General features: G+C 50.1%; 22 protein-coding genes. 11 read left to right on the top strand and 11 right to left on the bottom strand.

Annotated features, from left to right (window positions below; genetic code table 11):
• Nucleotides 1–451: 451 nt before the first annotated feature.
• Entirely contained in the window at nucleotides 452–910 is a 459-nt protein-coding gene (locus B157_RS0125755) for a hypothetical protein (protein WP_157618590.1), read from the bottom strand.
• A 341-nt stretch (nucleotides 911–1,251) separates the two neighbouring features.
• Between B157_RS0125755 and B157_RS0125750 the strand changes: the two genes are divergently transcribed.
• From B157_RS0125750 to B157_RS0125725, 6 genes are all read left to right on the top strand, one after another.
• The gene (locus B157_RS0125750) at nucleotides 1,252–2,949 is read left to right on the top strand and encodes a CTP synthase (protein WP_020606196.1); all 1,698 of its coding nucleotides are present in this window, start codon (nucleotides 1,252–1,254) and stop codon (nucleotides 2,947–2,949) included.
• Nucleotides 2,950–3,102: 153 nt separating this feature from the next.
• Nucleotides 3,103–4,959: a membrane protein insertase YidC gene (yidC, locus tag B157_RS0125745; RefSeq protein WP_020606195.1), complete on the top strand. Its 1,857-nt coding sequence runs from the start codon at nucleotides 3,103–3,105 to the stop codon at nucleotides 4,957–4,959.
• A gap of 114 nt (nucleotides 4,960–5,073) precedes the next feature.
• Nucleotides 5,074–6,852: an ABC transporter substrate-binding protein gene (locus B157_RS0125740; protein WP_169521789.1), complete on the top strand. Its 1,779-nt coding sequence runs from the start codon at nucleotides 5,074–5,076 to the stop codon at nucleotides 6,850–6,852.
• A gap of 98 nt (nucleotides 6,853–6,950) precedes the next feature.
• A complete protein-coding gene (gene hemL, locus B157_RS0125735) occupies nucleotides 6,951–8,243 on the top strand; it encodes a glutamate-1-semialdehyde 2,1-aminomutase (protein ID WP_020606193.1) in 1,293 nt (430 codons plus the stop codon).
• 80 nt (nucleotides 8,244–8,323) lie between these two features.
• Nucleotides 8,324–9,361, top strand: coding sequence for a glycosyltransferase family 2 protein (locus B157_RS0125730; RefSeq protein ID WP_020606192.1), 1,038 nt, complete (start codon nucleotides 8,324–8,326; stop codon nucleotides 9,359–9,361).
• Nucleotides 9,362–9,461: 100 nt separating this feature from the next.
• Nucleotides 9,462–9,815 (top strand): hypothetical protein, encoded by a 354-nt coding sequence (locus tag B157_RS0125725; RefSeq protein WP_020606191.1) that lies wholly within the window; start codon nucleotides 9,462–9,464, stop codon nucleotides 9,813–9,815.
• 31 nt (nucleotides 9,816–9,846) lie between these two features.
• Here B157_RS0125725 and B157_RS39130 read toward each other — a convergent pair whose 3' ends face one another.
• Nucleotides 9,847–10,002 carry a hypothetical protein gene (locus B157_RS39130; protein ID WP_018621093.1) on the bottom strand — a complete coding sequence of 52 codons (156 nt, stop codon included), beginning with the start codon at nucleotides 10,000–10,002 and terminating at the stop codon, nucleotides 9,847–9,849.
• 143 nt (nucleotides 10,003–10,145) lie between these two features.
• Here B157_RS39130 and hisS point away from each other — a divergent pair, with 143 nt between their 5' ends.
• Nucleotides 10,146–11,540 carry a histidine--tRNA ligase gene (gene hisS / locus B157_RS0125715; RefSeq protein WP_041952278.1) on the top strand — a complete coding sequence of 465 codons (1,395 nt, stop codon included), beginning with the start codon at nucleotides 10,146–10,148 and terminating at the stop codon, nucleotides 11,538–11,540.
• Between the two features lie 57 nt (nucleotides 11,541–11,597).
• Here hisS and B157_RS0125710 read toward each other — a convergent pair whose 3' ends face one another.
• The 6 genes from B157_RS0125710 to B157_RS0125685 form a co-directional block, all read right to left on the bottom strand.
• Complete coding sequence (locus B157_RS0125710; RefSeq protein ID WP_020606189.1) at nucleotides 11,598–13,772, bottom strand: LysM peptidoglycan-binding domain-containing protein; 2,175 nt, start codon at nucleotides 13,770–13,772, stop codon at nucleotides 11,598–11,600.
• Between the two features lie 47 nt (nucleotides 13,773–13,819).
• The gene (locus tag B157_RS38545) at nucleotides 13,820–13,987 is read right to left on the bottom strand and encodes a hypothetical protein (protein ID WP_020606188.1); all 168 of its coding nucleotides are present in this window, start codon (nucleotides 13,985–13,987) and stop codon (nucleotides 13,820–13,822) included.
• A 415-nt stretch (nucleotides 13,988–14,402) separates the two neighbouring features.
• On the bottom strand, nucleotides 14,403–16,898 hold the full coding sequence (locus B157_RS0125700) for a S9 family peptidase (protein WP_020606187.1): 2,496 nt from the start codon (nucleotides 16,896–16,898) through the stop codon (nucleotides 14,403–14,405).
• A 154-nt stretch (nucleotides 16,899–17,052) separates the two neighbouring features.
• On the bottom strand, nucleotides 17,053–17,709 hold the full coding sequence (locus B157_RS0125695) for a nitroreductase family protein (RefSeq protein WP_020606186.1): 657 nt from the start codon (nucleotides 17,707–17,709) through the stop codon (nucleotides 17,053–17,055).
• Between the two features lie 49 nt (nucleotides 17,710–17,758).
• Nucleotides 17,759–18,118 carry a hypothetical protein gene (locus B157_RS0125690; protein ID WP_020606185.1) on the bottom strand — a complete coding sequence of 120 codons (360 nt, stop codon included), beginning with the start codon at nucleotides 18,116–18,118 and terminating at the stop codon, nucleotides 17,759–17,761.
• Nucleotides 18,119–18,197: 79 nt separating this feature from the next.
• A complete protein-coding gene (locus B157_RS0125685; RefSeq protein ID WP_020606184.1) occupies nucleotides 18,198–18,773 on the bottom strand; it encodes a DUF4142 domain-containing protein in 576 nt (191 codons plus the stop codon).
• Nucleotides 18,774–18,905: 132 nt separating this feature from the next.
• Here B157_RS0125685 and parS point away from each other — a divergent pair, with 132 nt between their 5' ends.
• From parS to B157_RS0125665, 4 genes are all read left to right on the top strand, one after another.
• Nucleotides 18,906–19,289, top strand: coding sequence for a type II RES/Xre toxin-antitoxin system antitoxin (gene parS, locus B157_RS0125680; protein WP_020606183.1), 384 nt, complete (start codon nucleotides 18,906–18,908; stop codon nucleotides 19,287–19,289).
• Nucleotides 19,290–19,311: 22 nt separating this feature from the next.
• Complete coding sequence (locus B157_RS0125675; protein WP_020606182.1) at nucleotides 19,312–19,761, top strand: RES family NAD+ phosphorylase; 450 nt, start codon at nucleotides 19,312–19,314, stop codon at nucleotides 19,759–19,761.
• Between the two features lie 264 nt (nucleotides 19,762–20,025).
• Nucleotides 20,026–22,542 (top strand): DNA gyrase subunit A, encoded by a 2,517-nt coding sequence (gene gyrA, locus B157_RS0125670; protein WP_020606181.1) that lies wholly within the window; start codon nucleotides 20,026–20,028, stop codon nucleotides 22,540–22,542.
• 144 nt (nucleotides 22,543–22,686) lie between these two features.
• Complete coding sequence (locus B157_RS0125665; RefSeq protein ID WP_020606180.1) at nucleotides 22,687–24,120, top strand: tetratricopeptide repeat protein; 1,434 nt, start codon at nucleotides 22,687–22,689, stop codon at nucleotides 24,118–24,120.
• A gap of 251 nt (nucleotides 24,121–24,371) precedes the next feature.
• Here B157_RS0125665 and B157_RS0125660 read toward each other — a convergent pair whose 3' ends face one another.
• The 3 genes from B157_RS0125660 to B157_RS0125650 form a co-directional block, all read right to left on the bottom strand.
• Nucleotides 24,372–24,701 (bottom strand): hypothetical protein, encoded by a 330-nt coding sequence (locus tag B157_RS0125660; RefSeq protein ID WP_020606179.1) that lies wholly within the window; start codon nucleotides 24,699–24,701, stop codon nucleotides 24,372–24,374.
• Between the two features lie 357 nt (nucleotides 24,702–25,058).
• Nucleotides 25,059–25,580, bottom strand: coding sequence for a helix-turn-helix transcriptional regulator (locus B157_RS0125655; protein WP_020606178.1), 522 nt, complete (start codon nucleotides 25,578–25,580; stop codon nucleotides 25,059–25,061).
• 237 nt (nucleotides 25,581–25,817) lie between these two features.
• A complete protein-coding gene (locus tag B157_RS0125650) occupies nucleotides 25,818–26,633 on the bottom strand; it encodes a 2,3,4,5-tetrahydropyridine-2,6-dicarboxylate N-succinyltransferase (protein WP_020606177.1) in 816 nt (271 codons plus the stop codon).
• Between the last annotated feature and the right edge of the window lie 61 nt (nucleotides 26,634–26,694).

The raw sequence follows: 26,694 nt of genomic DNA, 5'->3' as shown, positions 1-26,694 counted from the left end.
TTGGTAAAGGTGGTCACGAGTCGCTTATCGAGCGACTGATTCAGTTGGTTTTCAATGGGTTGGAGATACTGACGGACTTTTTGGGTGATGAAGTCGGCAGCGGTTGCATTTGCGGTTGCATTTTTTGCTGCGGTATGGTTATTTTGTTCTTGTGCTTGGCACATAATAAGGCCTCCTTTCTGGCTTTGGCGTTGTGGTGATGCTCAAAGCTAAGAAAGGAGGCCCCTTGTTGTCAACCCCCTAAAATTCGGGATGACTCATGTTTGCGTTTTTATGGGGATACCAGCTCAATTAATACGTTTTCATCAGGGTGGGCAATTTTGCCATTTCGTACGGCACCGTCCCCGGGAAATCCGTCACTTGGAACCTTCAGCCTAAAAATAGTCTACATTTTGTACGTTTCCTCGACCTGTTCTGTAACTGTTATTTTCAACATAAACCGCTGGCCGGGTTAACGAAAGTTGCGGCAGTAGGGGGTGTCTATCTTCCAGTGACCGCCTACCCTATACAAGCGATATCTTGAATCATATACCATTCTTTTTCCATTATCCCGGTTGCCACCCGAAACCGTACTTCCTCCCTGGTCTTTATCAAAAATATGGACCTCTCCATCGGTTGTGGTGACTTTCATCGCTAAAAGAAGCGAATCCCCAACGTGTTGTAATTGGCCGATTTCATAGGATTTAAGATTTGAATAAAATGCTATCTGGACAGTTTGATTAATATCCATGTCAGGTCTAAGCTTGGCGAGCTTGATTTTACAAGAATCGGATAAATAGCTTGCGGCTCGTGGGTAATTTTTGTCAATCAAAGCACCATAGTAGTTTTTAAAGGTATGGCGGGCTGAGCTACAACCGATATGTAGTCCAGCAATCATTATCAGTAACAGTTTCGCCGTGAGTCTATTCATAAGGGTAAAAGTCAAAATTTACATTTCGCTGCTATACTAGAGTGTTTAGGGGTTAAGAAGCTTTGAACCGACAATATATAAAGTAAGTCCCGGATTTTCCGCGCGGTAGCTGCCATCCGGAACAGCGCAAGCCCCCTGGTGTACAGAACAGGCAGGTTGAGTCGTATCGAACGCGAAAAAGCAGCTGCAACAAAAGTGAATGGTGAAAAATAAGAAAGCTCAGAGTTGACTGATGGCCATTGGATTACCAGAAAAGCCTTAACTTTTCCCGCTTTAAGTTTTCCTTTGGTCCGTTTTTCGCCTACCTTTATATCCCGTAACGACCTAAACAGGGTTTAATCATGGCGTCTACGGGACTTAAATCCGCGAAATATATTTTTGTTACCGGCGGAGTAACTTCATCACTTGGCAAAGGCATTATTGCCTCTTCATTAGCCAAACTTCTTCAATCCAGAGGGTTAACGGTAACGATCCAGAAATTCGATCCGTACATCAATATCGACCCCGGAACCCTCAATCCGTACGAACATGGCGAATGCTACGTGACCGACGATGGGGCCGAGACGGACCTCGATCTTGGTCACTACGAGCGGTTCCTGAACCGGCCGACCTCACGGGCAAACAACATCACCACCGGGCGTATCTACAACAATGTTATCACCCGCGAACGCCGGGGCGATTTCCTGGGTAAAACGGTGCAGGTAGTGCCCCACATCACTGATGAAATCAAACGGAACATCCGACTACTGGGTGATACCGGTGAATACGACATCGTTATTACCGAAATTGGCGGTTGTGTGGGCGATATCGAGTCGCTGCCGTTTGTGGAAGCCGTTCGCCAGTTGAAATTTGAACTGGGTGAAAAAGATACGCTCGTTATTCATCTCACGCTGATTCCCTACCTACGGTCGGCGGGTGAGTTGAAAACCAAACCCACCCAGCACTCGGTCCGGATGTTGCTCGAAAATGGAGTTCAGCCCGACATCATCGTTTGTCGTACCGAACATCCCCTGCCGCAGGAAATTCGGAGGAAGATAGCCCTGTTCTGCAACGTACAGGTCAGTTCGGTGATCGAAGCGATTGATGCCGAAACGATTTACGATGTTCCCCTGCTCATGCAGAAGGAGCGGCTCGACCAGCGGGCGTTGTACATGCTGGACATCTACAATGACAAAGATGCCGATCTGGATATCTGGAAAAGTTTTCTGGGACGGCTGAAAAATCCGGGTGATATAGTTCGTATCGGGCTGGTGGGCAAGTACGTTGAGTTGCACGACGCCTACAAGTCGATTGCCGAATCCTTTATTCACGCGGGAGCCACCAATGAATGCAAAGTGGAACTGGAGTGGATTCAATCCGAAACACTAGTCGATGAGCACCACTGTGCCGAGGTACTGAGCCAGCTGGACGCGGTCCTGGTAGCACCCGGCTTTGGAGAGCGGGGAATTGATGGGAAGATCAATGCCGTGCGCTACACGCGGGAACAGGGTATTCCGTTCCTGGGTATTTGTCTGGGTATGCAGATGGCTGTCATCGAATACGCGCGCCACGTCATGGGCATTGAGGATGCCCATTCTACGGAAATGGAGCCGCACACACCCAACCCGGTCATCAACATGATGGAAGATCAGAAGACTATTACCGACAAAGGGGGGACTATGCGGCTGGGTGCCTACACCTGTAAACTCAAGCGGGATTCACTGGCCTATCAGGTTTACGGACATACTCAGATTAGCGAACGGCACCGGCACCGGTACGAATTTAACAACGAGTACGCCACAGCGTTTGAAAAAGCGGGTCTCCGGCCAACGGGCATTAATCCCGAAACGGGGCTGGTCGAAATTGTGGAGTTAGCCCGGGAAATTCATCCGTGGTACGTAGGCGTGCAGTTCCATCCTGAACTGAAAAGTACGGTACTGAACCCGCATCCGCTGTTTGTACATTTCGTAAAAGCGGCCCTTGCCTATAATCAGCAAAAACGACGGGAGCCTGCCGATAGAACCACCGTTCCTGTAGAAACAGCAGACGCGGTTGATTAAGCGGCCGGATTGCCGTACTTTTGTAAAAAAAAGTCAGCAAGTCGTAAGTCAGCAACGGGGCCGCCCGTGCGGTCGTAAGTATCTTTTCATCTTATCACCTACGACTTACGACCGCACGGGCGGCCCCGTTGCTGACTTACGACTAAAAACTAAATGGATCGTAATCAACTCATCGGCATTGTTCTAATCATGGCAATGTTGGTTGGCTACCAGCTTCTGGTACCAAAACCTGCGCCCGGCGTGGATTCGCCTGACCCGGCTCAGACCGCACAACAAGCCAAGACTACCCCACCAGCGGCTGTTACTATAAAAGCAGAACAACCCCTCGATTCTGCTGCTGCTAAAGCTAAGTTTGGTGATTTTGCCGCCGTCGCATCCGGGGAAACCCGCGACATCGTTGTCGAAAACAAAGACGTCAGCGTAACGTTCAGCACGCTGGGAGGCCAGGTGACGGAAGTAGTCCTGAAAAACTACAAAACGTACGACGGTAAGCCACTGGTCCTCATTGACCCAAAAAGCAGCCGGACCGGGCTGGATTTGCCCACTACTGGGGGGAAAGTCGATTTACGCAAACTGTATTATCAGACGACGGCCCAAAGCGGTACCGTAGCCGGACAGCCCCAGCAAATCACGTTCCGGGCCGAGATAGCCCCTGGTGAGTCGGTAGAGCAGGTGTACACCATGCCGGTTGAGGGATACGTGCTCGATTATGCGTTAAAGCTGAATGGGCTAAGCAGTACGGTTACCAACGATAACATCCGGTTCTACTGGGTGGATGAGATGCGGCAGTACGAAAACGACCTGAGCAACAACCGCCGGGCGGCCACCATCAACTTCCTCACTGCCGACGAAAGTTTTGAAAACCTGAAGGAAGGAGAAGCCAATGACGATATCAAAGCCGAAAAGCCCGTTCAGTGGTTTACCATCAAACACAAGTATTTTCTGTCTGGCTTCGTGGCGAAGAACGCGCCCTTACCCACGGCTGAGTTCAAAACGATCGTTAACCCCGCTGATAGTAGTGTGGTGAAGACGGCCACGGCGGATGTAACGCTGTCGATGGCCGATGTAAAAGCGGGTAAAGGCCAGTATAAGTTTTATTTTGGCCCCAACGATTTTCAGCGGCTGGGCAGCGTAGCCCCGGAATTCGACCGGAACGTGTACCTGGGTTATTCCGTACTGAAGCCCATCAACAAGTACTTTTTCGTACCGGTTTTCAACTTTCTGGAGAAATTCATTTCGAACTACGGCTTACTGATTATTGCGCTGGTCGTGTTCGTAAAGCTGATTTTAACACCGTTAACCTACAAATCATACGTCAGTATGGCTAAAATGCGGGTATTGCAGCCAGAACTGAACGAGATGAAGGAACGCGTGGGCGATGATATGACCAAGCAGCAGGCCGAGCAGATGAAGCTGTATCAGGAAGTAGGCGTTAGTCCGCTGAGTGGCTGTGTGCCGGTGGTGGCTACCATGCCCATTCTGTTTGCGCTGTTTATGCTGTTTCCGAACCTGATTGAGTTGCGACAGAAATCGTTTCTGTGGGCCAGTGACCTCTCTACCTACGATGCGTTCATCAAATTTCCGGCCATCCCCTTTATTGGTAGCCACCTGAGTTTATTTACCGTGTTGATGACGGCTTCATCCATTGCGTACGCCTATTATAATAACCAGACAACCCCCACACAGCCGGGGCCGGTGAACATGAAGGCGATGAGTTACGTATTCCCGCTGATGTTTATGTTTGTACTGAACTCGTATCCGGCCGGTCTGACATTTTACTATTTCGTCTCGAACGTAGTAACCATTGCGCAGCAGCAGCTCATCCGCCGATTTGTGGATGAAGATAAGATCAAGGCAGTGTTGGACGAAAACAGGCGGAAAAATGCGGCTGGTGAAGGGAAAAAGCCGGGTGGCTTCCAGGCACTGTTGCAAAAGCAACTGGCAACCGCCGAGGAAGCCCGGAAGAAAGCCGACGAAGCCCAGCGGAAAGCGAAATCGAAAAAATCATAGAGGCTACATACCACTGAGTAATAATACGCAGTAGTATAGGGAAATAATTTATTGCATTTTTTGTTAACAGAAAGCAACGCAATGGCGTTGCTTTCTTGTATTGGCAAACGAAACATGACAACTAAATCGTGTTGGTATAAAGGAGGGAGTATCTATCTGCTTTTGTGGTTGATGGCTCGGGTAGCTACGGCTCAAATTGCGCCCGATGCACAAAAGCGGTACAACGCGGCCGTTAAGCTGTTGCAGGCGGGTAATTACGAACGGGCGAAGACAGATCTGAATGCAATTATCCTCCAGCGCGGGCCATTGGCTCCCTACGCCAGCTATTACTACGCACTGGCCGCCTTTCGGCAGAAAAATATCAGTCAGGCCCGGCTGATGCTCCTGCAACTGATGGAGGTATTTACAGACTGGCGTAAGATGGATGAAGCCCGTTATCTGTTAGCCGCCAGCTACATGGAACTGGGTCAGTACGAAGAAGCCCTGAAGGTGAGTCAGTTGATTAGCGATTCGGGGCTATTGACCCAGCTGCCGAAACTCGAACAGAATTTCATTCCGCGTATTACCGATCTGGACCGGTTGAAGAAGCTGAATAAAGCCTACCCGAGCAATCGAACGATTGGCCTGGCGTTGATTGACCTGATCCAACGGAAGTCCAGCGATAAAGATGATCTGGAACTGTCGGACCAATTAACCAATCGGTTTGGGGTGCCCGGCTTAGCTACTGCAACAACGCAACCAACACCCAGCACCGCTGGGGCACCCAATCGCCCGTCGATGCCCGCCCGTACTAACCGTCCGAAAGGGTACTATAACGTAGCGGTCATGTTTCCGTTTCGACTGGATGGTTTCGAGAATGACAAACGCGGGCGATCAAACCGGTACGCCTACGATTTGTACACTGGTATTAAAATGGCTAAGGCCAAGTTGCAGGAGGAAGGTATTACGGTCAACCTGTTCGCCTATGATCTGGACAATGACCCCAACAAAGCGTTGGAAGTGGTCAACAGCCCGGCTTTTGCCCAGACGGACCTGATTATCGGGCCCTTGTACGTAGAGCCTAACCGGATTGCGTCGGCTTATGCCAATCAGAACGGCATTTTGCTTCTGAACCCAATGGCCACCAGTAGCGAGCTGGTGATGAACCAACCCATGTCGTACCTGGCTCAACCCTCCCTAAACCAACAGGCATGGAAAGCGGCCGCACAGGCCAACAATCTGGGTGGCAGTCGTAAAGTAGCCATTTATTTTGGTACATCCCGCAAGGATTCACTATTGGCGCAGGCTTATCTGGATGAAGTTCGGCAGCAACGCTATCAGGTTGTCGACTTTCGAAAAGTAACCGGTAACGCGCAGTCGATAGCCGACGCCATGGTTCTTACTGCCCCTGGCAGCAAAACGCTGCCAATCAGCACGACTACGCCTGCGGCTCCCATTAGTCTAGGGCATATTTTCTTTGCCAGCAGTAACGAAAACGACGGTGCCCGCCTACTGGATGCCCTGAGCCGCCGGAAAGTAAACGCCCCCCTCATTGCTACAGCCTCGTCTTTTGACTTCTACCGGAATTCAGCGAATACGTTTAACCGGCGGGATTTGTATCTGGTTTACCCCGACTTTATTGATGCTTCCCGTGAGCCGGTCGTCGAGTTTGAGGAGCAATACCTGGAAAAACGCCATACTATCCCCTCTGTTTTTGCCAGTGAGGGCTACGATATGATGCTTTTCTTCGGCCGTCAACTGGCCAGAAACGGCTTACAGCCCGGTAACCATGCTTCCCTGCGCTCTGATACCGACGATTATCTGCTATCTGGTTTTGATTACACTCAATCCAATGAAAACCAGGTTGTTCCCATCGTAAAGTACGAAGACGGGCGACTGGTAAAAATTAATTAGTGAATGGATGAATGAGTGAGTGAATGAGCGAATAGTGAGCAACACTAATCCACTAATCCAGCCATTCACTCATTCATCCATTCGCTCATTCACTCATTATGAATAAGAGCGAACAGTTATTTGACAAAGCGAAAACGCTGATTCCCGGTGGCGTAAACTCACCCGTTCGGGCGTTTCGGTCCGTGGGGGGTACGCCCCTTTTTATTAAATCAGCCAAAGGGCCTTACCTCTACGACGAGGATGGACGGCAGTATATCGAACTGATTAACTCCTGGGGTCCCATGATTTTGGGGCATGCCTTCGAACCCGTTGAGAAAGCTGTCAGGGATGCTATTCAGTATTCGTTTTCGTTCGGTGCTCCTACCCGTAAAGAGGTAGAAATGGCCGAATTAATTACGAACATGGTCCCTTCCGTCGAGCAGGTTCGGATGGTCAATTCTGGTACAGAGGCTACGATGGCCGCCATTCGGGTGGCCCGTGGATTTACGAATCGCGATAAGCTCATCAAATTTGAAGGGTGCTACCATGGCCACGGCGATTCTTTTCTGATTGCGGCTGGCAGCGGTGCTATGACGATGGGTATCCCGGATAGTCCCGGCGTGACCAAAGCGACAGCGGCCGATACGCTGACGGCTCCCTACAATGATCTGGCTGCCGTCGAGACGTTACTGGCCAATAACCACAATCAGGTGGCAGCCATCATTCTGGAGCCAGTGGTGGGGAACATGGGCTGCGTGTTGCCCGAACCGGGTTTTCTGGAAGGGATTCGTTCCCTGTGCGATCAGCACGGCGTAATTCTGATTTTCGACGAGGTGATGACGGGTTTCCGGCTGGCCAAAGGCGGAGCGCAGGAGCGATTTGGTATCAAACCTGACCTGACTACCCTGGGTAAAATTATTGGCGGAGGGATGCCGGTTGGTGCCTACGGTGGTCGCGCTGATATTATGCAGATGGTGGCTCCCGCCGGTCCGGTTTATCAGGCTGGTACGTTATCTGGTAATCCGATTGCCATGTCGGCAGGGCTGGCTATGCTGCACCACCTGAATGAGCATCCGGAAGTGTATACCCGGCTGGATGCCATTGGCGAGAAGCTGACAGCGGGTTTTAAAGCCGGTTTGCAGAAGGCGGGGTTGCCGTATACCATCAACCAGATCGGCTCCATGTTTACGCTGTTCATGACCGGGCGGCCGGTGTCGAATTTTTCGGATGCCAAATCATGCGACGTTGCTTTGTTTGGCCGCTATTTTCACGCCATGCTTGAGCGGGGCGTGTATCTGGCCCCCTCGCAGTTCGAAAGCCTGTTTGTGTCCGTTGCCCTGACCGACGACCTGATCGATCAGGTTATCCAGGCGAACGAAGAAAGCCTGCTGGTAATGAACAATGTAGAATGAATAATGGATAATGTTGTTCTACCAGAGTAGTGATACAGCCTCTATTGTTCATTCTACATTGTTTATTATCCATTAAAAGTATGCTCTTCTCCGTCATCATACCCGTCTACAATCGACCCGACGAACTGCGCGAATTACTGAGCAGTTTAACCCGGCAGACGTATACGAACTTTGAGGTGGTAGTCGTGGAGGATGGGTCGACGATAAAGGCCGACGAGGTTGTGGCTGGCTTTGCCGATCGACTGGACATCCGGTATTTTTTTAAGGAAAACTCAGGGCAGGGATTCACCCGAAACGTTGGTTTTGAGCAGGCGAGGGGCGATTACTTCGTTATTTTCGATTCGGACGCCCTGATTCCTCCGCACTACTTCGCCGTGGTGGAGCAGGCGCTGACGGGGAAGTCGGGCCGTGAGGATGGTCTGGCGATTCCGGTACTCGAGGCCTACGGTGGTCCTGATGCAGCCCACCCGGATTTTACCCCTATCCAGAAAGCCATTAGCTATTCGATGACGTCCACGTTCACCACCGGCGGGATTCGGGGAAAGGGCAACAACCTCGGCGGTACGTACCATCCCCGCAGTTTCAACATGGGGCTGTCGCGAAAGGTATGGGAAACGGTGGGCGGCTATAAACTGACCCGCATGGGGGAGGACATCGAGTTTGCCATCCGGGTTATCGAGCATGGGTTCAAAACCGGATTGATCCCCGATGCCTTCATTTATCACAAACGCCGGACAAATTTTGGTCAGTTTTTCCGGCAACTACGTTTTTTTGGCCGTGCCCGTATCAATATTGCCCGGTATTATCCCGGCGAGTTGAAACTGGTGCATACGTTCCCGGCCCTGTTCACGGTGTTCCTTTTGCTGATACCTGTTTGGGCCTTGATTAGCCCGTTGCTGTTTGGTCTGGCGTTGGGGATGATCGGGCTGTTCGCTATACTGATTCTGATTGATGCTACCCGGAAAGAGAAAAGCGTGAATGTTGGCCTGTTAAGTGTAGGAGCTGCCTTTGTGCAGTTGACTGGTTACGGAATCGGTTTTATGCGTGAAGGCTGGAAACGACTGCGTGAGCCAACCCAGTTTCGGGAAACAGGGGCCCATATCGACTATCCTTCCTGATGAGTGGAGAGGGGGCGGGAAGAGGATTTAATGTTAATAAATTGTTAACCAAATGAAGTGACCACGTGTTATTCCAGTAACCGATAGTCAACGTACCCGTATGACCAAGCTTGCCAAGCCACCCGGCCAACAGTTAGTAAAGCGCATGAGTACCCGAACAAAAGCCCTGATTGTAGGGCCACTGGGCTTACTGCTTTTTAGCGTGGGTCTGTGTGTTTTTGGTACAGCAGTAGCATCCTATCAGGTAGGGGCTCCGTTTAGGCAGTGGTTCCTGTGGGGCGTGTATGGTTTGATTCTATTAAATGGAGGCCTGCTTCTGTTTGGGCTGGCAGTTCGTTACCGGGTTCAACTGGATTACCGCCGGTTTGTCCGGCAGGAGCTTAAAAAGCGCGACAGGGAGTGGGCCCGGTTCCGTCCGAAACGAAAAATCCCGTCGGGTAAGGACGGGATTTAATGCGAACGCCAGTCTATAAGTGATTACGGGCTTACGCTGCTTTTTTCTCCGCAAACGAGGCCTTGATGGCTTCTACATCCACGTTTTTAATGGTTGGTTTCCGTAGCAATTGTTTGATTGCATTGACCTTGTTGTTTGCAATGGCCCGGTTCCGACGTGCCTTTCGCTTTAATTCTGTTACTGCCATGACTATATACGTGTTTACTATGTTTGTCTAATGGGGGCGCTGGAACGCCGGTCGCCAAAGCGATTAGTCCGCAAAAGTAGGGTTTTTTACCGACAAAGTAAACGGAAATGCTTGTTTTTCGGTCTACTGCGTAATTTTGCACCATGCAAAAACCAACCTTGCCCAAGGGTACCCGCGATTTTGGCCCGGAGCAGATGCGCAACCGGCTTTTTATATTCGATACCATTCGCCAGACGTTCCAGCGTTTTGGCTTTCAACCCCTGGAAACACCCTCCCTGGAAAACCTGTCTACGCTGACGGGTAAGTACGGGGATGAAGGTGATCAGCTTCTGTTTAAAATCCTGAACTCCGGTGATTTTGCCGCCGACCTGACCGAAACGGATTTACAGGCAGGGGCTAAAAAAATGACACCGAAAATTGCCGAAAAAGGGTTGCGCTACGACCTCACCGTTCCCTTTGCCCGGTACGTAGTCATGAACCGAAATGCCCTGACTATGCCCTTCCGGCGGTATCAGATGCAACCCGTCTGGCGGGCCGACCGGCCCCAGAAGGGGCGTTACCGGGAATTTTACCAGTGCGATGCCGACGTGGTTGGAACGGATTCGCTAGTATGTGAAGCCGAAATTGTTCTCATGATTCACGAAGTATTTCGCAATCTGGGGATAGACAACTTCACCCTAAAGATGAATAACCGCAAAATTCTGGCGGGTATTGCCGAGGTCATTGGTGTGCCGGGTGAGGAAGCAACGCTCAGCGTAGCGATTGACAAACTGGATAAAATCGGGAAAGAGAAGGTACTGGACGAGCTTCGGGGACGTGGGTTTTCGGAAACAGCCATCCATAACCTGGAGCCATTATTCGGCTTTCTCAATCAGGAAACAGGTTTGGTGCTGGAACAACTGCAAAACTGGCTTTCTGGATCGGAAACGGCCAGCCGGGGCATGGCCGAATTGACGGAAACGCTTCAGTTCGTGCGGCAGTACGGCCTGGCAGATAGTCGGGTAGAGATTGACCCAACCCTGGCGCGGGGACTTTCTTACTATACCGGGGCCATTTTTGAGGTAAAAGCCAATGACCACGACGGCGTACCGGTATCGATTGGCAGCGTCAGCGGGGGCGGGCGGTACGATAACCTGACGGGGGCATTCGGGATGCCGGGCCTGTCGGGGGTGGGGATTTCGTTTGGCGTCGACCGGATTTACGATGTTATGGCTGAACTGAATCTGTTCCCGGCTGGTACCGGTCAGGGCACCCGGGTGCTCATCGCGCCATTTGATGCGGAAGCCCGTACGGTAAGTTTATCCCTGCTGAGTCAGTTACGGGCTGCTCAGGTAGCGGCCGAACTGTACCCCGATCTGGTTAAAGTGAAGAAGATGCTCGATTATGCCAATGCGAAGGCCATTCCCTACGTCGTACTCATTGGGTCGGATGAGGTGCAGACGGGCCAATTATCCCTAAAAAACATGCTTACCGGAACGCAGCAGCAGCTATCGGCGGAGGAGATTGTCGCTTTGGTGAAAAGGGAGACTAGCGTATAAGCTATTACTGAAATGCATCCGTCAGCTGGTTCTTCTGCTAGCTGACGGGTGGGGCTTCTATTTCCAGATCAACAGTATCTGGCCAATTTCAATGGTCGTGGACGTTAGATTATTCCAGGCTATCAAATCCTTGACGTCTACTTTGTTCTGGAGTGCAATACGGTACAGTGTTTCTCCCGCGTGAACGGTATAGAAGGTAGCTTTCCGGGTAGAGGGCGTACCCGTCGGCCTGGTCGGTGGTGTAGGGCGGCCCGGCTTCCCCTGGGCTTTGGGCATAGTGGCGATGACCGCTGGTCTTTCCTGGCTATAGGCCACAATCAACTGCTGCCCAACCCGGAGCGGAATTTTCTCCGACAGGTTGTTCCACGTATAGAGCTGCCGGAGGGTGATGCCGTACAGATTGGCAATGGCGTAGTACGTCTGACCCGGCTTGACAATGTGCCATTTTCGCTTCTCTGCCATCTCGATCCGTATCGTATCCCGCTGCATCAGCGAATCAGGAGTCATTGACTTCCGGATAGGCTTCGTTTTTTCTGCCCCCCCCGAATCCACAGCTGGTTTATCGACTGCTTTTACCTTGTCTACGGCCACTGCTACTGCCGGTCTGTTGACCGGAGCCGTTACGCTATCCGCTGTCTTATCGGCTATTTTGGGGATTACCTGCTTTGGTTCAGGCCGGGCAGATACCGTGTCCCGAACCGATGGTTTGGTGACGATGGGTTGCGGTATGGGTATGGATTCTTCGGGGGGGAGTTGTACGTATTCTACGGGTTGGTTAAGCGGCCGTTGCGTTTGCAGCCAAACGATCCGTCCCCGTTGCAGCCGCTGGGCCGTCGTCATCCGGTTGAATTTGGTAAGTGAGGCCAGCCGAACCCCGTATATGTTGGCTATTTCCAGCAAAGTCTGATTCTTCTGCGCTACGTGAAAGGGGATTTTAGCTCGTTTGGCTTTTCGCTCGAGGTAATAGATCAGGCCGGGATGAACAATATCCTGATTGGCATTTAAATCGTTGTACTGCAGGAATTTGTCAATGGAAATGCCGCCGTAGTAGGCCAGCGTAATAAAGTTATCGCACTGTTGGGCCTGGATACCCTTTCGCTCGTTTATTTCGTAAAAAACGGCTTCTGACCGAAAGCCATCTTCCTGTTTGTTGATCTTGATCAGAATCGGAAACCCAATTGCCAACTGGCGCAGGTTCCTGAGGCCCGGCTCGGCCAGTGCCTGAACGGTTGTAAATTCGTCGGGGGTTACCCGAATCAGTACTGTGTACTTTCTATCCGTCGGGACAACCACCGTTTTGAGCCACTGATTGAAGGGTGTCAGGCGCTCGATGTCGACGCGCAGTCGATTGGCAATGTTTTGAAGGGATTGTCCTTCGCCGTACTGGTAGGTATACAGAATGTAGCTCACCGCCGGGCGGTAGGTTGGTTCTTCGTATTGGATCACTAATTTACGGGCCAGAATTTTCCAGAGCAGGGGTGGACTCTGCGGACCTGGCATGATATACCCAGGATCCGTCGGCTCGATAACTTCCTGACTGGTATTTCCTTTGAGGTAACGAATCAGGGCCAGTACGTAATTGTTTTTCAGGGTTTGTAAACGCGCTAAGTCCGCTACGGCTGCTTCGGCACTAAGGATGGGGTGGTAGCGTTCATCCACATTGGAATCCATTCGAAGCCGAAGGTCAGTCGCATACGAACGCGACAACCCCCAGTATCCCAGCGTATCTATATCGGAAAAAGGCAGGGCCACGAAGCGGAAATCATCGGGTAGGGTTGCTTTGGTAAACAGTGGTTTCAATAACGGGTTCAGTTGCCGGAGGGCACTGATGTCAGCCTGGATAATCCTTGGCTGCGCGTACAGACGCTGTACTTCCTGCTGAATCTGGATCCGGCCCTGCTGCGTCAGATGAACAGGCACGCCGGCAAAGGTCATTTCTTCCGGTACATCGGGTAGCGACTGTCCGGACAGACTACTGAATTGACTTAGCCACAGTAGTAAACCAAGAGTACTGCCAACCCAGCGTCCTATATCGTTCAGCATCAGTAATCTGTAGCGGGGGAGGGGGGAGAGATTTCTCAGGCCATCTATTCCTGCTTCACTGGAGCAGGAAGGAAGGTCTTTTTCAGGGTAGGTAAGGGAGCCGGAAACGGAAATCACGCGGTGCATGAGGGTTAAATTAGTTTTCTGCCACCTGCTCGATGGCGTATACGTCAGTAGCGTTTGTCCCATATCCTTGCCTTGTGGGGGTATACACGGATTGTATATACGTTTGATAGTCAGGTATGGCCGTTCTGACGCCGGTGCCGGTTATATACAGGCAGAAGGGCTAAACGCAGCAGAACCACGCTGGTATCAGCACTAACAAACGGGTTATTGAACGGATTGACAGGTAGAAGTGGGTAATCTCGAATGGAAACCGGCGTAAAAACGAAAAAACGTTTCATGCTTAAAAGAGTATGTGGTGTCATAACGCTACCCATATCAGCGTTGGCTGTTAACTGGATGAGTATACTTCATCAATGAAAAAGAATGGCCAAAACTACTGCATTAAACGGTTGGAAACAAATCAAATAGGTTGGAAATCAGTTAGTTACTGTTGGCTATAATGACTATAGCTCTACTTAGTAAATTTATTTGATGATTAATCACCTGTTCATATATAGTGTCTGAGTAGTTACTTTCCCGTAAAAGTACTGTTTTTGCGCAGATAAAATGCATTTTACCACTTTTATGCCTGATAAAGGGGATAGCATGAAAAGCGGATGGACAGATTCCGTTTAACGCAAAAGCCCCTGTCAGTCTTGACAGAGGCTTTTGCGTTAAACGGAACTCAATTGCTCAGGCAGGCATAAATAGGTGTTATTTTCCCTTTCCACCACCCAGTTTTCCTGCTTTATTGACCTGACCATCAGACGTTGGATTCTTTACGTACTTGTCCAGCCAGCCGTTCATTTCCCACAGCATGTGCAGTAATGACTCTTTAGCCGTGTACCCATGGCTCTCGTAGGGCAGGAATACCAGTCGGGTGGTGGCGCCAAAGCCTTTCAGCGCGTTATAATACCGTTCCGACTGGATGGGGAACGTACCGGTATTGTTGTCGGCTTCCCCATGAACCAGGAGCAGGGGTGTCTTCATTTTGTCGGCATTCATAAACGGCGACATTTTGTTATACACATCGGCGGCCTGCCAGTAGCTGCGCTGCTCGTTCTGGAAACCGAACGGGGTCAGGGTCCGGTTATAGGCACCGCTTCGGGCAATGCCCGCTTTAAACAGGTTGCTGTGGGTGAGCAGGTTAGCCGTCATGAAGGCGCCGTAGGAGTGGCCGCCAACGCCTACCCGGCTCGAATCGACCACGCCCAGCCGAATGCCTTCGTCAATGGCCGCTTTGGCACTCGACACCAGTTGCTCTACATAGGTATCGTTCGGTTCCTTGTCGCCCTCGCCCACAATGGGGATACTGGCGTTGTCCAGAATGGCGTACCCCATGGTCACAAAGGCGGCACCCCCCCAGTAGCTAACCCGGTTGAACTGGTAAGGCGAACCGTTTACCTGACTGGCTGCTTCCTTACTTTTGAACTCGGCCGGGTAGGCCCATAAAAACGTCGGGAGCGGTCCCTGGTCTTTGGTGTATCCAACGGGCGTATAGAGGGTAGCCGTCAGCTCGACCCCATCGGTTCGTTTGTAACGGAGCTGCTGCTTCTGAATACCTTTGAGTTGGGGGTAAGGATGCGGAAAAAACGTAACCTGAACAGGAGCGATGCGGGCCTTTACGTTACGTACGTAGTAATTCGGGTTCTCTTCGGGGGTTTCGCGGGTTGTCAGAATAACCTTCTTGACCGCGTCCAGCACGGCAACAGGCCGCTCGAAATACGGCGCTGCCGACCGCCAGAGTTCAGTGCTTTTCTTCGTTTTCAGGTTGAGCAGACTCACGAAGGGCCGATCTCCTTCGGGCGATGCTCCCTGCATGTTCAACAGCAGAATTTCATCGTTGGGGAGCAGATTCAGCACGTCGCGGCCGTACTGATTGTGTTTCGTGTCGGGCTGACCCGGGTACGAGTACCGGTCCTCGTACGACCGGTCGAAGAGAACCGATGTTTGCCAGGTCGTCGGATTGACGAGTTTAGTGATGGATTTGCGGCTCTGCCACCATTGTTCGGTTGCCAGGGCGGTTGTGCCATTACCCCAGGTAAAATTCTCGAAACGGAACTGGGCGGCATAAATTTCTTTGGGCGAAGCCGAGAAAGGGGCTTCCAGTTGAAAGACTTTATCCCGGATATCGGCATTTACCTTTGGATCACCCTTGTCCTGCGCCACCGTGTAGTATACGGTAGCGGGCATGTCGGCCCGCCATTCGAAATCGCGTGGGCCGGTGGGCGCTCCGTCCCGGCTGTAGGGGACGCTCTCCTGCAGAGGGCCATCGTTCAGTGTTTTTACCAGCGAGCCGGACAAGGCGAAAATGTCCGTTTTGAGCGGAAACCGATTGACGGGAACCAGGTACGAAAACGGCGTGTGCACGGTTTGTACCATAACGTACCGGCCATCGGGTGATGGTTCGGCCGAGCGAATGATACCCGGTTCGCCAATGGCCGTTACTGACCCATCCGTACCCATCCGGACAACCTGCGAGGTCGTGTAATACGCAAACTGTTTCTCGTCGGATGGGTTCTTTAATAAATCCTGATACGTGGGTGCCTGCCCCCGTTTCCCGCCTACATTCTCCTGGGTGGTGGGTCCGGCTGGTACCGCGCTGATAGCGGGTGCCGGACCACGGCCAGCCGCAATCGTTTTCACAACCAGGCTTTTGCTGTCCGATACCCAGTAATAGGGAGCACCCAGCGTAGCATTGAGCGCAACGGCCCCTACCTTCTGAGCCGCTGCGGTCGCTACATCCGCTATGTACAGGTCAATTCGGCTATCGGTCGAATGGGTAAACGCAATTTTGGTTCCGTCGGGCGACCATTGAACGAAGCTGATCAGCGGAGCGGCCGGAAGACCCGTCAGCGCTTTCTCGTCTTTGCCCATTACCTTTTTGAGTTTAAGACCCGTTATGTAACGGGCCCGGCTGGGGCCGTTATTGGCTGGGTTTAACCGGAGCCCGGCCAGTTTGAATTCGGGCTGGGCCAGTTCATCAATACCGGGCGCTGCCGCCTGTTCGAGAATGAGCATCATATCCCCCTTGTCCGACAGGCTGACGGTGGGTGTGAGGGGAGCGGTAACCAGATCCGCTAACGCTTTGGGGGGCGTTTGATAGGTTGGCGCATCCTGGGCGTGCCCGGCGAGCGAGCAGGTAAGCCAGGAAATAAGGAAAAGCCACTGGCTTCGGTGAAGGGTTCTTGAGTTAGTAGATTTGGTCATTGACGTATGTGTAATGACTAAAGATAGGTATCTGTAAACTGGTATTAAAAAAACTGACCCTATTTTATTGCGTAGTCTTGCTATAATATAAACTATTATTCTGTAATTTATACTTCTGGCTGGGTAGAAACGTAGTAACGCAGGTGGGTATCGCTTAATACCAGACCAGTACATCGTCCGTTTCTTTCCGGTGAATATCCGGTACGGTGGCATCGTCGGCGGGGTACCCGATGGGAATGAGTAAAAATGGCTTTTCGTTGGCTGGGCGGTTCAGGAGTTTAGTCAGGAAGTCCATCGGACTGGGTGTGTGGGTCAGGGCTACCAGACCCGCGTTGTGGACGGCCGTCAGCAGAAAGCCAGCCGCCAGCCCAACCGACTCCATTACGTAATAGTTCGGTCGCTTGCGGTCGCTGTCGGTTTCGTAAATACGCCGGAAAACGATAATCAGCCAGGGGGCTGTTTCCAGAAATGGTTTGCGCCAGTCGGTTCCCAGCGGGGCCAGGTCTTCTAGCCACTCGGCCGACATCCGACGGGTATAACTTCGGTATTCTTCGGCTTCGGCCGCTTCCCGGATCTGGCGTTTCAGATCAGGGTTCCCCACCACGCAGAACGTCCAGGGCTGCTTGTGCGCACCCGACGGAGCCGTGGAGGCCGCCATCACGAGTGCTTCGATAACTTCGCGCGGAACGGGCCGCTCCGAAAAATCACGGACGCTACGGCGGGTAGTCAAAAAGAGGTAATAAGCCCGGCTGCGTTCCAGCAGGGTCGCATCGTTCGGGACAAACGTTGGGCGGTACGGAATAAAGGCCATCGGGCGAAACTACGCATTCCTGACCAATTCCCCGACTGCCTTTTCGTTTCTATTGGCCCGTGTTTTTCCGGCCGCGCTTCTGACCAGCCGTTGCCGATGGCTTCGTCGCCTGTTTGGTTGTTGTAGTACTGTCAGACCCATCGGGCGATGCAGCCTTGTTTTTTTTCCTGCCCAGGCCTTTACTTCGCTGACTGGGTGGTACGTACATATACGAACGGGAGGCACCCTCATCCGCAATGCTCATGCTGGCGGCTTTGCTGGTGGCCGGTCTTTTGCCCGGAGTCAGGTAGCCCGTACCGGTTGAGGCCGTGGAGCCGCCACTTTGTCCGCCCGTTGTGGATTGTGCCCTGCTTTCCTGTGCCCAGCCAATGGATACCAGCAATCCTATTGTTAAAAACATCGTTTTCATATACGTCTTGTTTAGTATGAATTCGCCCGTAACCGTGTGTAACCGTTACGGGCGAATGATTCATTTCGGATTGATCCGATTAGTTCATCATCTTATCAATGGCATTGATTCGGTCCAGATGTTGCTGCAGCGTTGGCAGGGTCTTGGCGGCAAACGCCTTTATATCGGGATCAACGCTGTTATCCTCGGCTGCTTTCTTAAACGCGTCAACATCTTCCTTATGATCGTCGACCATCATGCTCACGTATTTCTTGTCGAACTCTTTACCCGATAGCTTGGCGAGCTCATTGACATCTTCCTGGGCCTCTTCCCCGAGTGTAGAAGGGAGAGTGATATTTTTAGCTGTGGCCAGCGTCTTCAGTTCATCATTCGCCTTTGAGTGGTCGGCTACCATCATGGAGCCAAACTCTTTCACGTCCTGACTCGTGCCCTTTTCCTGCGCCATACGGCCTAGTTCTACCTCCATCATGCCACCGTTGGCTGCTTTCATGGCAAACTCATTCGTGTCTTCGCTTTGGCCCCTGCCGGCATCCTCTTTGTTTTCGTTTGCTTCTTCGGCATTCTCCATGCTGTCCGACTCTTTCTTCTTGTTGTCACAGGCCTGAAAGCTTAGGGTGCTGACCGCCAGCAGGATCATTAGGCTAACTTTTTTCATAACATTAGTAATTAATTTGGTGAATTACTTACTAAAACGATACACAGCCGGTTAGGTTTGGAAAAGGGGAGATGTTTTTGACTGCCAAGACAAAATTCTGTGTTAACGGGACAAAATTCCTATATTTGCGCTATGACTGCTTTCAACCTGACATCCCTTGTTTCTCAGGCCTTAAAGGGCGTTTCGGCTACCCGTTTCTTTGAGGTTGCCGAGTTGACTGGCTACAAACGCGAGCAACTGGCCGAGGTGTTCGATACCTCGCTCAAAACCTTTCAGCGGTACGAGCGGGAGCAGAAAAAACTCAATCCGCAGGACAGTGAAAAAGTCCTTAAAATAATAACCCTCTTTCAGGCGGGCGAATCGGTTTTCGGGTCAGCGGCTGCCTTCCGGCGGTGGATGGATAAACCTGCCTACGGGCTGGGTAATCAGGTGCCCTTTGCCTTGCTGCATACATCCGGCGGCATTGACCTGGTAATGGATGAGGTAATACGCATCGAATACGGCGACCTGGCCTGACAACAAGGATAACGCAGCCCGAATGCTTGTTTATCGTATTACAAAGACTATGTACGCCAACCGCCTGGTGGCATCAGGCGGGGCTGCCCGCTGGAACAGGGCTGGTCAGTTTGTGCTGTACACGGCTGCTACCCGGGCATTAGCCTGCCTGGAAAACGTGGTTCACCGGAGCGGGGAGGGGCTTACCGCCGATTTCCGGGTGATGATTATCGACGTGCCGGATAGCCTTTCTATGGAGACCGTTTCCGTTGATACCTTGCCGACCGACTGGTATGATTTCCAGCGGTATGCTATCTGCCAGCAGATAGGAGGGGAGTGGCTTCAGCAAAGTCGGTCGGCCGTATTGAAGGTACCATCAGCCATTATCCCCCATGAAAGTAATTACCTGCTTAACCCGGCCCACCCCGATTTCAGCCGGATAGACCTGTTTCGTACCGAACGATTTACCTTCGATCCACGCATTAAATCATAGGAAAATCGGACGGGGAATGCGTCTTGTCAAGCGGTTAGATTTTACTTGAAATAGAATTGTATTTCAGGTAGATTATATCGTTAAGTAGCTACCTGATAATATGGTTTTATGCCTATGCATTTCCGGGTTTGTTTAGCCCGCTTGGGCGCGCCTTTACGGGTTTATTTCTGTTTTCTCCTGAAAATTTTGTATATTTGTATATAGTGAGGCTTATGCGAACTGTGTAGGCCAGAATAGTAATTTTCTGCGAAACTCCTTTATCAAATGGCGGACGAAAATCCCGACCTCGAAGCTCCCAGTAACATCATTCCTATCAACATTGAGGACGAAATGCGCGGTGCCTACATTGACTATTCAATGTCGGTTATCATCTCGCGTGCGTTGCCTGACGTTCGCGACGGCCTGAAGCCGGTTCACCGGCGGGTATTGTTTGGTATGGCTGAACTGGGGGTCAGTTACAACAAACCCCACAAAAAATCAGCCCGTATCGTGGGCGAAGTACTGGGTAAATACCACCCGCACGGCGACTCGTCGGTGTACGATACGATGGTTCGTATGGCCCAGGACTGGTCACTCCGTTACCCACTCGTGGATGGACAGGGAAACTTCGGCTCCATCGACGGTGATTCGCCGGCGGCCATGCGGTATACCGAAGCCCGGTTGAAGCGTATTGCGGAGGAACTGCTGAATGACATCTATAAGGAAACGGTTGATTTTCAGCCCAACTTCGATGATTCCCTCGAAGAGCCAACCGTTATGCCTGCCAAGCTGCCAAACCTGTTGCTGAATGGCTCATCGGGTATTGCGGTAGGTATGGCTACGAACATGGCCCCCCACAATCTGACCGAAGTTGTCAATGGGATCATTGCGTACCTGGACAACAACGATATTACGATTGAGGAGTTGATGCAGTACGTGAAAGCTCCTGATTTCCCGACGGGAGCTACCATCTACGGCATGGAGGGCGTAAAGTCCGCGTTTATGACCGGGCGTGGCCGGGTGGTGATGCGGGCCAATGCTACCATTGAAGAAAACAAGGGCAAAACCCAGATTATCGTATCGGATATTCCGTACATGGTCAATAAATCGGTGATGCTTGAAAAAACGGCTGATCTGATCAACGATAAGAAAATTGAAGGGATTATGGCGTTCCGGGATGAATCGGACCGGGACGGGTTGCGGGTGGTCTATGACCTGCGCCGGGATGCCATTCCGAACGTGGTGCTGAACAATCTCTACAAGCATACGTCGCTGCAATCGTCTTTCAGTATAAATAACGTGGCGCTCGTTAAGGGGCGGCCCATGATATTGAACCTGAAAGATATGATGAAGTACTACGTTGAACACCGGTTCGACGTGGTTACCCGCCGGACGCAGTACGAACTGCGCGAAGCCGAGAAACGGGCGCATATCCTGGAAGGGCTGCTAATTGCCCTGGATAACATCGACGCGGTCATTACCCTGATTCGCTCGTCGCGGGATGCGGAAATAGCCCGGACCGGCCTGATGACGCAATTCTCCCTGAGCGATTTGCAGGCCAAAGCCATCCTGGAAATGCGTCTGCAGCGTCTGACGGGTCTGGAGCGGGATAAGCTACAGGCGGAGTTTGATGAGCTGATGCTTGAAATTGCTGACTATAAAGAAATTCTGGCCAGTGAAGAACGCAAGCGGCAGGTCATCAAAGAAGAACTGACCGACATCCTGGCCCGCTATGGTGATGAACGCCGGACGCAGATCAACCCGGTAGGGGATGGCAACATCAGTGACCTCTCGCTGATTGCCGATGAGGATATGGTGATTACCATCTCGCACGAAGGGTATATCAAGCGGACACCCACTACTGAGTACCGGTCGCAGAGTCGGGGAGGAGTGGGGTCGAAAGCGGTGGTGACCAAGGAGGAGGACTTCACCGAGCACCTGTTTACGGCTACCATGCACAATACCCTCCTGGCATTTACCCAGAAAGGTCGGCTGTACTGGCTGCCCGTCTATGAACTACCCGAAGGATCCCGTACGTCCAAAGGACGGCCACTGGCTAATTTTATCAATATTGAATCGGATGATAAGGTCCGGGCGGTCATTAACGTGACCGATCTCAAGAACGAGGACTATATCAACAATAATTACATTGTGATGTGTACCCGTCAGGGCACCATCAAGAAGACCATGCTGGAGCAATTCTCCCGGCCCCGTCAGAACGGTATCATTGCCATTACGATTGATGAGAACGATCAACTGATTGGTGTATGCATGACGAATGGTGATAACGAAATCGTTATTGCATCCAGTGCGGGTAAAGCCGTTCGTTTCCACGAAAGCCGCGTCCGCCCAATGGGCCGCACGGCGGCCGGGGTTCGCGGTATATCGCTGGACGAATCAGATAAGACGGATCATGTTATTGGTATGGTCTGTATTCTCTCTTCGCAGGCTCAGCTGCTGGTTGTTTCCCGAAACGGTTACGGCAAACGATCCGATATTGATGGCTACCGGATCACCAACCGGGGCGCCAAAGGCGTTGGTACGCTCAAAGTCACGGAGAAAGTGGGCCGACTGGTTGCGGTACTCGACGTAGCCGATAACGATGATCTGATGATCATTAACAAGTCCGGTATTGCTATTCGGACTCCGGTCAATGCCATCAGTGTTATTGGCCGCAATACGCAGGGGGTGCGACTCATCAGCCTTCGCGATGGAGATGAAATATCGTCCGTAACCAAAATAAAACAGGAAGAAGGGGAAGAGGTAATTCCCCTCGATTCGGAACCGCTACTCGTTGAGTAATAAGTGAATAAATAGTCCAGTTTTGAGCCGTTCGTATTGACCAAAAATCAGTAGGGCGGCTCAAACAATTTGTAGATGGTCATGCTTATACGGACAGAATCCGTAATTTCGTTACTGAATTAAAAAAAACAACCCCGATTACACATGAAACAAATTTTTGTTATTCTCGTCGCGTGTTGCCTCTCAGTAGGGGCGTACGCACAGCAAACTGGTTCCGCAGCAGTGGACCAGGCTGCCCTTGACGCTTTTAAAAAGGAAAAAGAAAAAAGCGATAAAGATATTACCGAAGAAAAAGCAGGTAGCAAAGCCAGTACCTGGATGGACCGGGCTAAAACGTATCAGAATATTGCCATCAGTGGTAACATCAAGCTGGACTCTGCTGCAGCAACTACTGCCTATGAATCGTACAAAAAGGTTATTGAACTGGATAAAGATAAGAAAGGCAATCCGGGTAAATTAGCTAAGGAAGCAGAAGAAGCGTTGAAAAGCCAGAACCTGTACAATGCCTTCATGCAGCAGGGGGTAGCTAAATTCCAGTCGAAAAATTACGCAGATGCCATCAAGTCGCTAAGCGTAGCGGGTGATATCAACCCAAAGGATACACTGGCGCCACTGTATTCGGCGATTGCGGCCCAGCAGGTGAAAGATAATGTAACGGCCAAAGCGCAGCTGGAAAAATACATTGCCGGTGGGGGAAAGGACGTAGCTATTTATGGTTCACTGGCGATGCTTTACCGGGCAGATAACGACATGGACAAGGCTCTGGCAACGCTGGATAAAGGTATTGCCCTGGATCCTTCGAATAAAGATCTGGCCAATGAGAAGATCAATATCATGTTGACTTCCAACAAAATGGATGAGGCTATCGCCAGCATGAAGCAGATGGTAGAGAAAGATCCGAATAATGTTCAGAATCTGGTTAATCTCTCGATTGTCTATAACAATATTGCCCATAAAGAAGACGAAGAAATCAGGAAACTGGAAAGTTCTTCCAAGAAGGGGGATAACACGGCAAAACAACTGGCTGATTCCAAAAGCATTATTGATGCCTATAATAGTGAGATTGCCCGTCTGAATAAGCAGAGTAAGACGGCAGAAGTGAAACGTCAGCTGGCTGATGTGCAAAAGCGGTTGGCGGAGCAGAAAGTTGAGTTAGCTAAACTGGATGCGGCTGCTAAAGAAGCGGCAGCCAATGCGTCATCCGTTGCGGCCGGTGAGAAAAAACTGGCCGATCTGAAAAAGCAACAGGAAGACAATCTGGCACTTGAAAAACAGTATCTGGGAAAAGCACTGGCTGTTGATCCTAATAACTACGATGCCAATTACAACATGGGTGTGTACGTTTTTAACGAAGCGGTTAAAATGAAGCAGGGTGTCGATAAGATGTCGATGGCCGAATACACCAAGGTAGGTAAAGAAGCGGATGGCAAAGTATGTGGTAAATTCAAACAGGCGTTACCGTACTTTTTGAAAGCTAAAGCAGTAAAAGAAGAACCCGATTTGATGACCAACCTCGAAACGACGCAGCGTGTGTTGAAGGAGTTTGAAGAGAAGAAGGTGGCTTGTATCGAGCCTTAGTAACTGATAGAGAAGGGCTGGTATAATACCAGCCCTTCTTTTTTGTTGATCTACTTAACATAATATAAATTATACAACAAAGTGTATAACCCTGAAATAGCTTGACCATAGAATGTATTGTATCAAATAGAATGTATTGTATCAATTAGTACAAAGAATTAGTACAAAGTCAGAAGGAAACCGATGATAGGGCCTAACTGTACTAAATCTTGTTATCCTGGTCCTGCAGGATGACTCCGCTGAGGTTGGCATTAATTATTAATCTTACCCGTGATTATCAAATCAAGTCGGTGATCAGTGGCAACCAGATCCTGGTAATCAGCGAAAAGTTGATAGCGAAAATTAAGATTGATATTACTGGCTATAGCATGGGCGTAATTAGCCACTAATTGAAACGTTATCTCCGTTTGGCTGGTCTGATCAAGTGGTACACCATAGTTCTGAGGAACGTAGCCCTGTAGGGTTGGATCGGTTACGATCGTTTGCTGAATCGTTAACAAACCCAGTTGAAGGTTGAAATCACCCGTTAGTTCGTATCCTAAACCAAATGACTCTGAGTAACCGGTGGCAAACTGCGACACTCTTACGTAGTGTCTGTTATGCGTTTTAACGATACCGTTAAGTGGTTCCTATAAGAAGTAAGAGACGAATGGTAGCCAGCCAGCACAGGGACCGTACGGGTAATGGAAGTAATTGACATCGGTATTCCTTTGCCTGGCAATTAGGTGTACTGTAAGCGAAAATACGGTTATACGTACATTTTTTCGGGTTTAATTAATAATTATCCACGTGGAACACTAAAGTATTGCTTTACAGGAAGTTAGCCGAAATTGGGGATAAAAATGCAGTTTTAACGCATTAGAGAGCACTTTACTGAACAAAGTGGGAATAATTAGCAAATCATTTTTAGCTTCAAAATACCTGAATTTTTCCTTTACTTATACCGTTGGGGTGAATTCCCGGAAAGAGCCGTCTGTATAAAAAATTAGAATTCGTTCTACCTTTTTCTCCCCCGTTGCGCTGGCAGTAAACGGTTCACTGGATTGATTATCATCCGCTTGTACTACCATATTTTGGGGTGGAATTTCATTTCGTTGACTACGAATACCAGCAGCAACAGATTGGGGGGGATTCGCATAGGAAATGCCGGCCTGTACCGTGTTAAATTGATCAGGGCGGTTTTGCGCCGGTCGACCAACTCCCCTATTACTGTAATTTGACCCTGGTGGTGGCATCTGTCGGTCATTGCCTCCAGCTTGATTCTCTTCTTCCATAATCCATTCGTAGCCCAATTCGGGAAAGCGACGGATTATTTTCTGAATAATATCAAAACTGGGGCGGTTTCGACCCGAGAGAATGTGCGAGATACTGGATCGTTGAACGCCTATCTCATCTGCGAAATAAGATGGAGTCAAATTTTTCTCAATAAGTATCTGTTTAATTTTGTCATTTATAGTCATTGACCCCTTTGATTACAAGTTATAGAAACGATGCCTATTTTCAATGTAAACAGGCATGTATCGTTACAAATATATATGTAAAATGACATTAATCACAATTACCTGTTTTGTCATTTATAAATGATATTGTAAATCGTTGAACATAAAAAATGGCAATTGATTTATATCAATTGCCATTTTTTATGTTCAATAGGTATAATGTATATAGATGTTAATATACATTATTAACTATTTATGTTAAACAGATATGTTGTTTTCGCGTAGCGCGTCATTTAAGGATGTTTTAAGATCGGTTGAGGCTTTTCGTTGACCGATTATGATTGCACAGGGAACATGATATTCTCCCGCTGGAAACTTTTTAGCATAACTTCCCGGGATGACAACTGAATTAGCAGGAACGTAGCCTTTATATTCGACTGGTTCGTTTCCTGTCACATCAATAATTTTTGACGAGCCCGTGATTGTGACGCCTGCTCCTAATACAGCCCGTTTACCAATGTGTGCTCCCTCAACGACAATACAGCGTGAACCAATGAAAGCACCGTCCTCAATAATAACGGGTGCCGCCTGGGGTGGTTCCAGGACCCCCCCTATTCCAACTCCCCCACTCAGGTGAACGTCTTTCCCAATCTGGGCGCAGCTCCCAACCGTTGCCCAGGTGTCGACCATAGTACGCTCGTCTACATAGGCGCCAATGTTCACATAGGATGGCATGAGAATAACGCCCGGTGCCTGGAATGATCCATAACGTGCAACCGCTGGTGGAACAGCTCTAACTTTAGCCTCAGCAAAATTTGTCTTTAGAGGAATTTTGTCATTGAAGGTAAAAATGCCTACTTCTTCAGCTTGCATCTTCTGGCTGGAGAAGTATAAAAGAATAGCCTTTTTTACCCATTCATTCACTGTCCAGGAATCGGTTTCATTCGCTGGCGGAGTAGCCACCCGAAGCTCTCCCCTATCTAATAGATCAATTACTTTCCGTATAGTATTGAGAGATTCCCCATCGGTTAATAATGAGCGATTCTCCCAAATTGCCTCAATTTCCTGTACCATTTAAATAAAGTAAAAGTTAAAGTAAAGGTATATAAACCACTGAATATGAGCAATATAAAAA

Origin of the sequence: Spirosoma spitsbergense DSM 19989 (assembly GCF_000374085.1) — a bacterium.
Classification (GTDB): domain Bacteria; phylum Bacteroidota; class Bacteroidia; order Cytophagales; family Spirosomataceae; genus Spirosoma; species Spirosoma spitsbergense.
The sequence above is the reverse complement of the archived record's forward strand: the minus strand, read 5'-3'. Positions and strand labels throughout refer to the sequence as shown.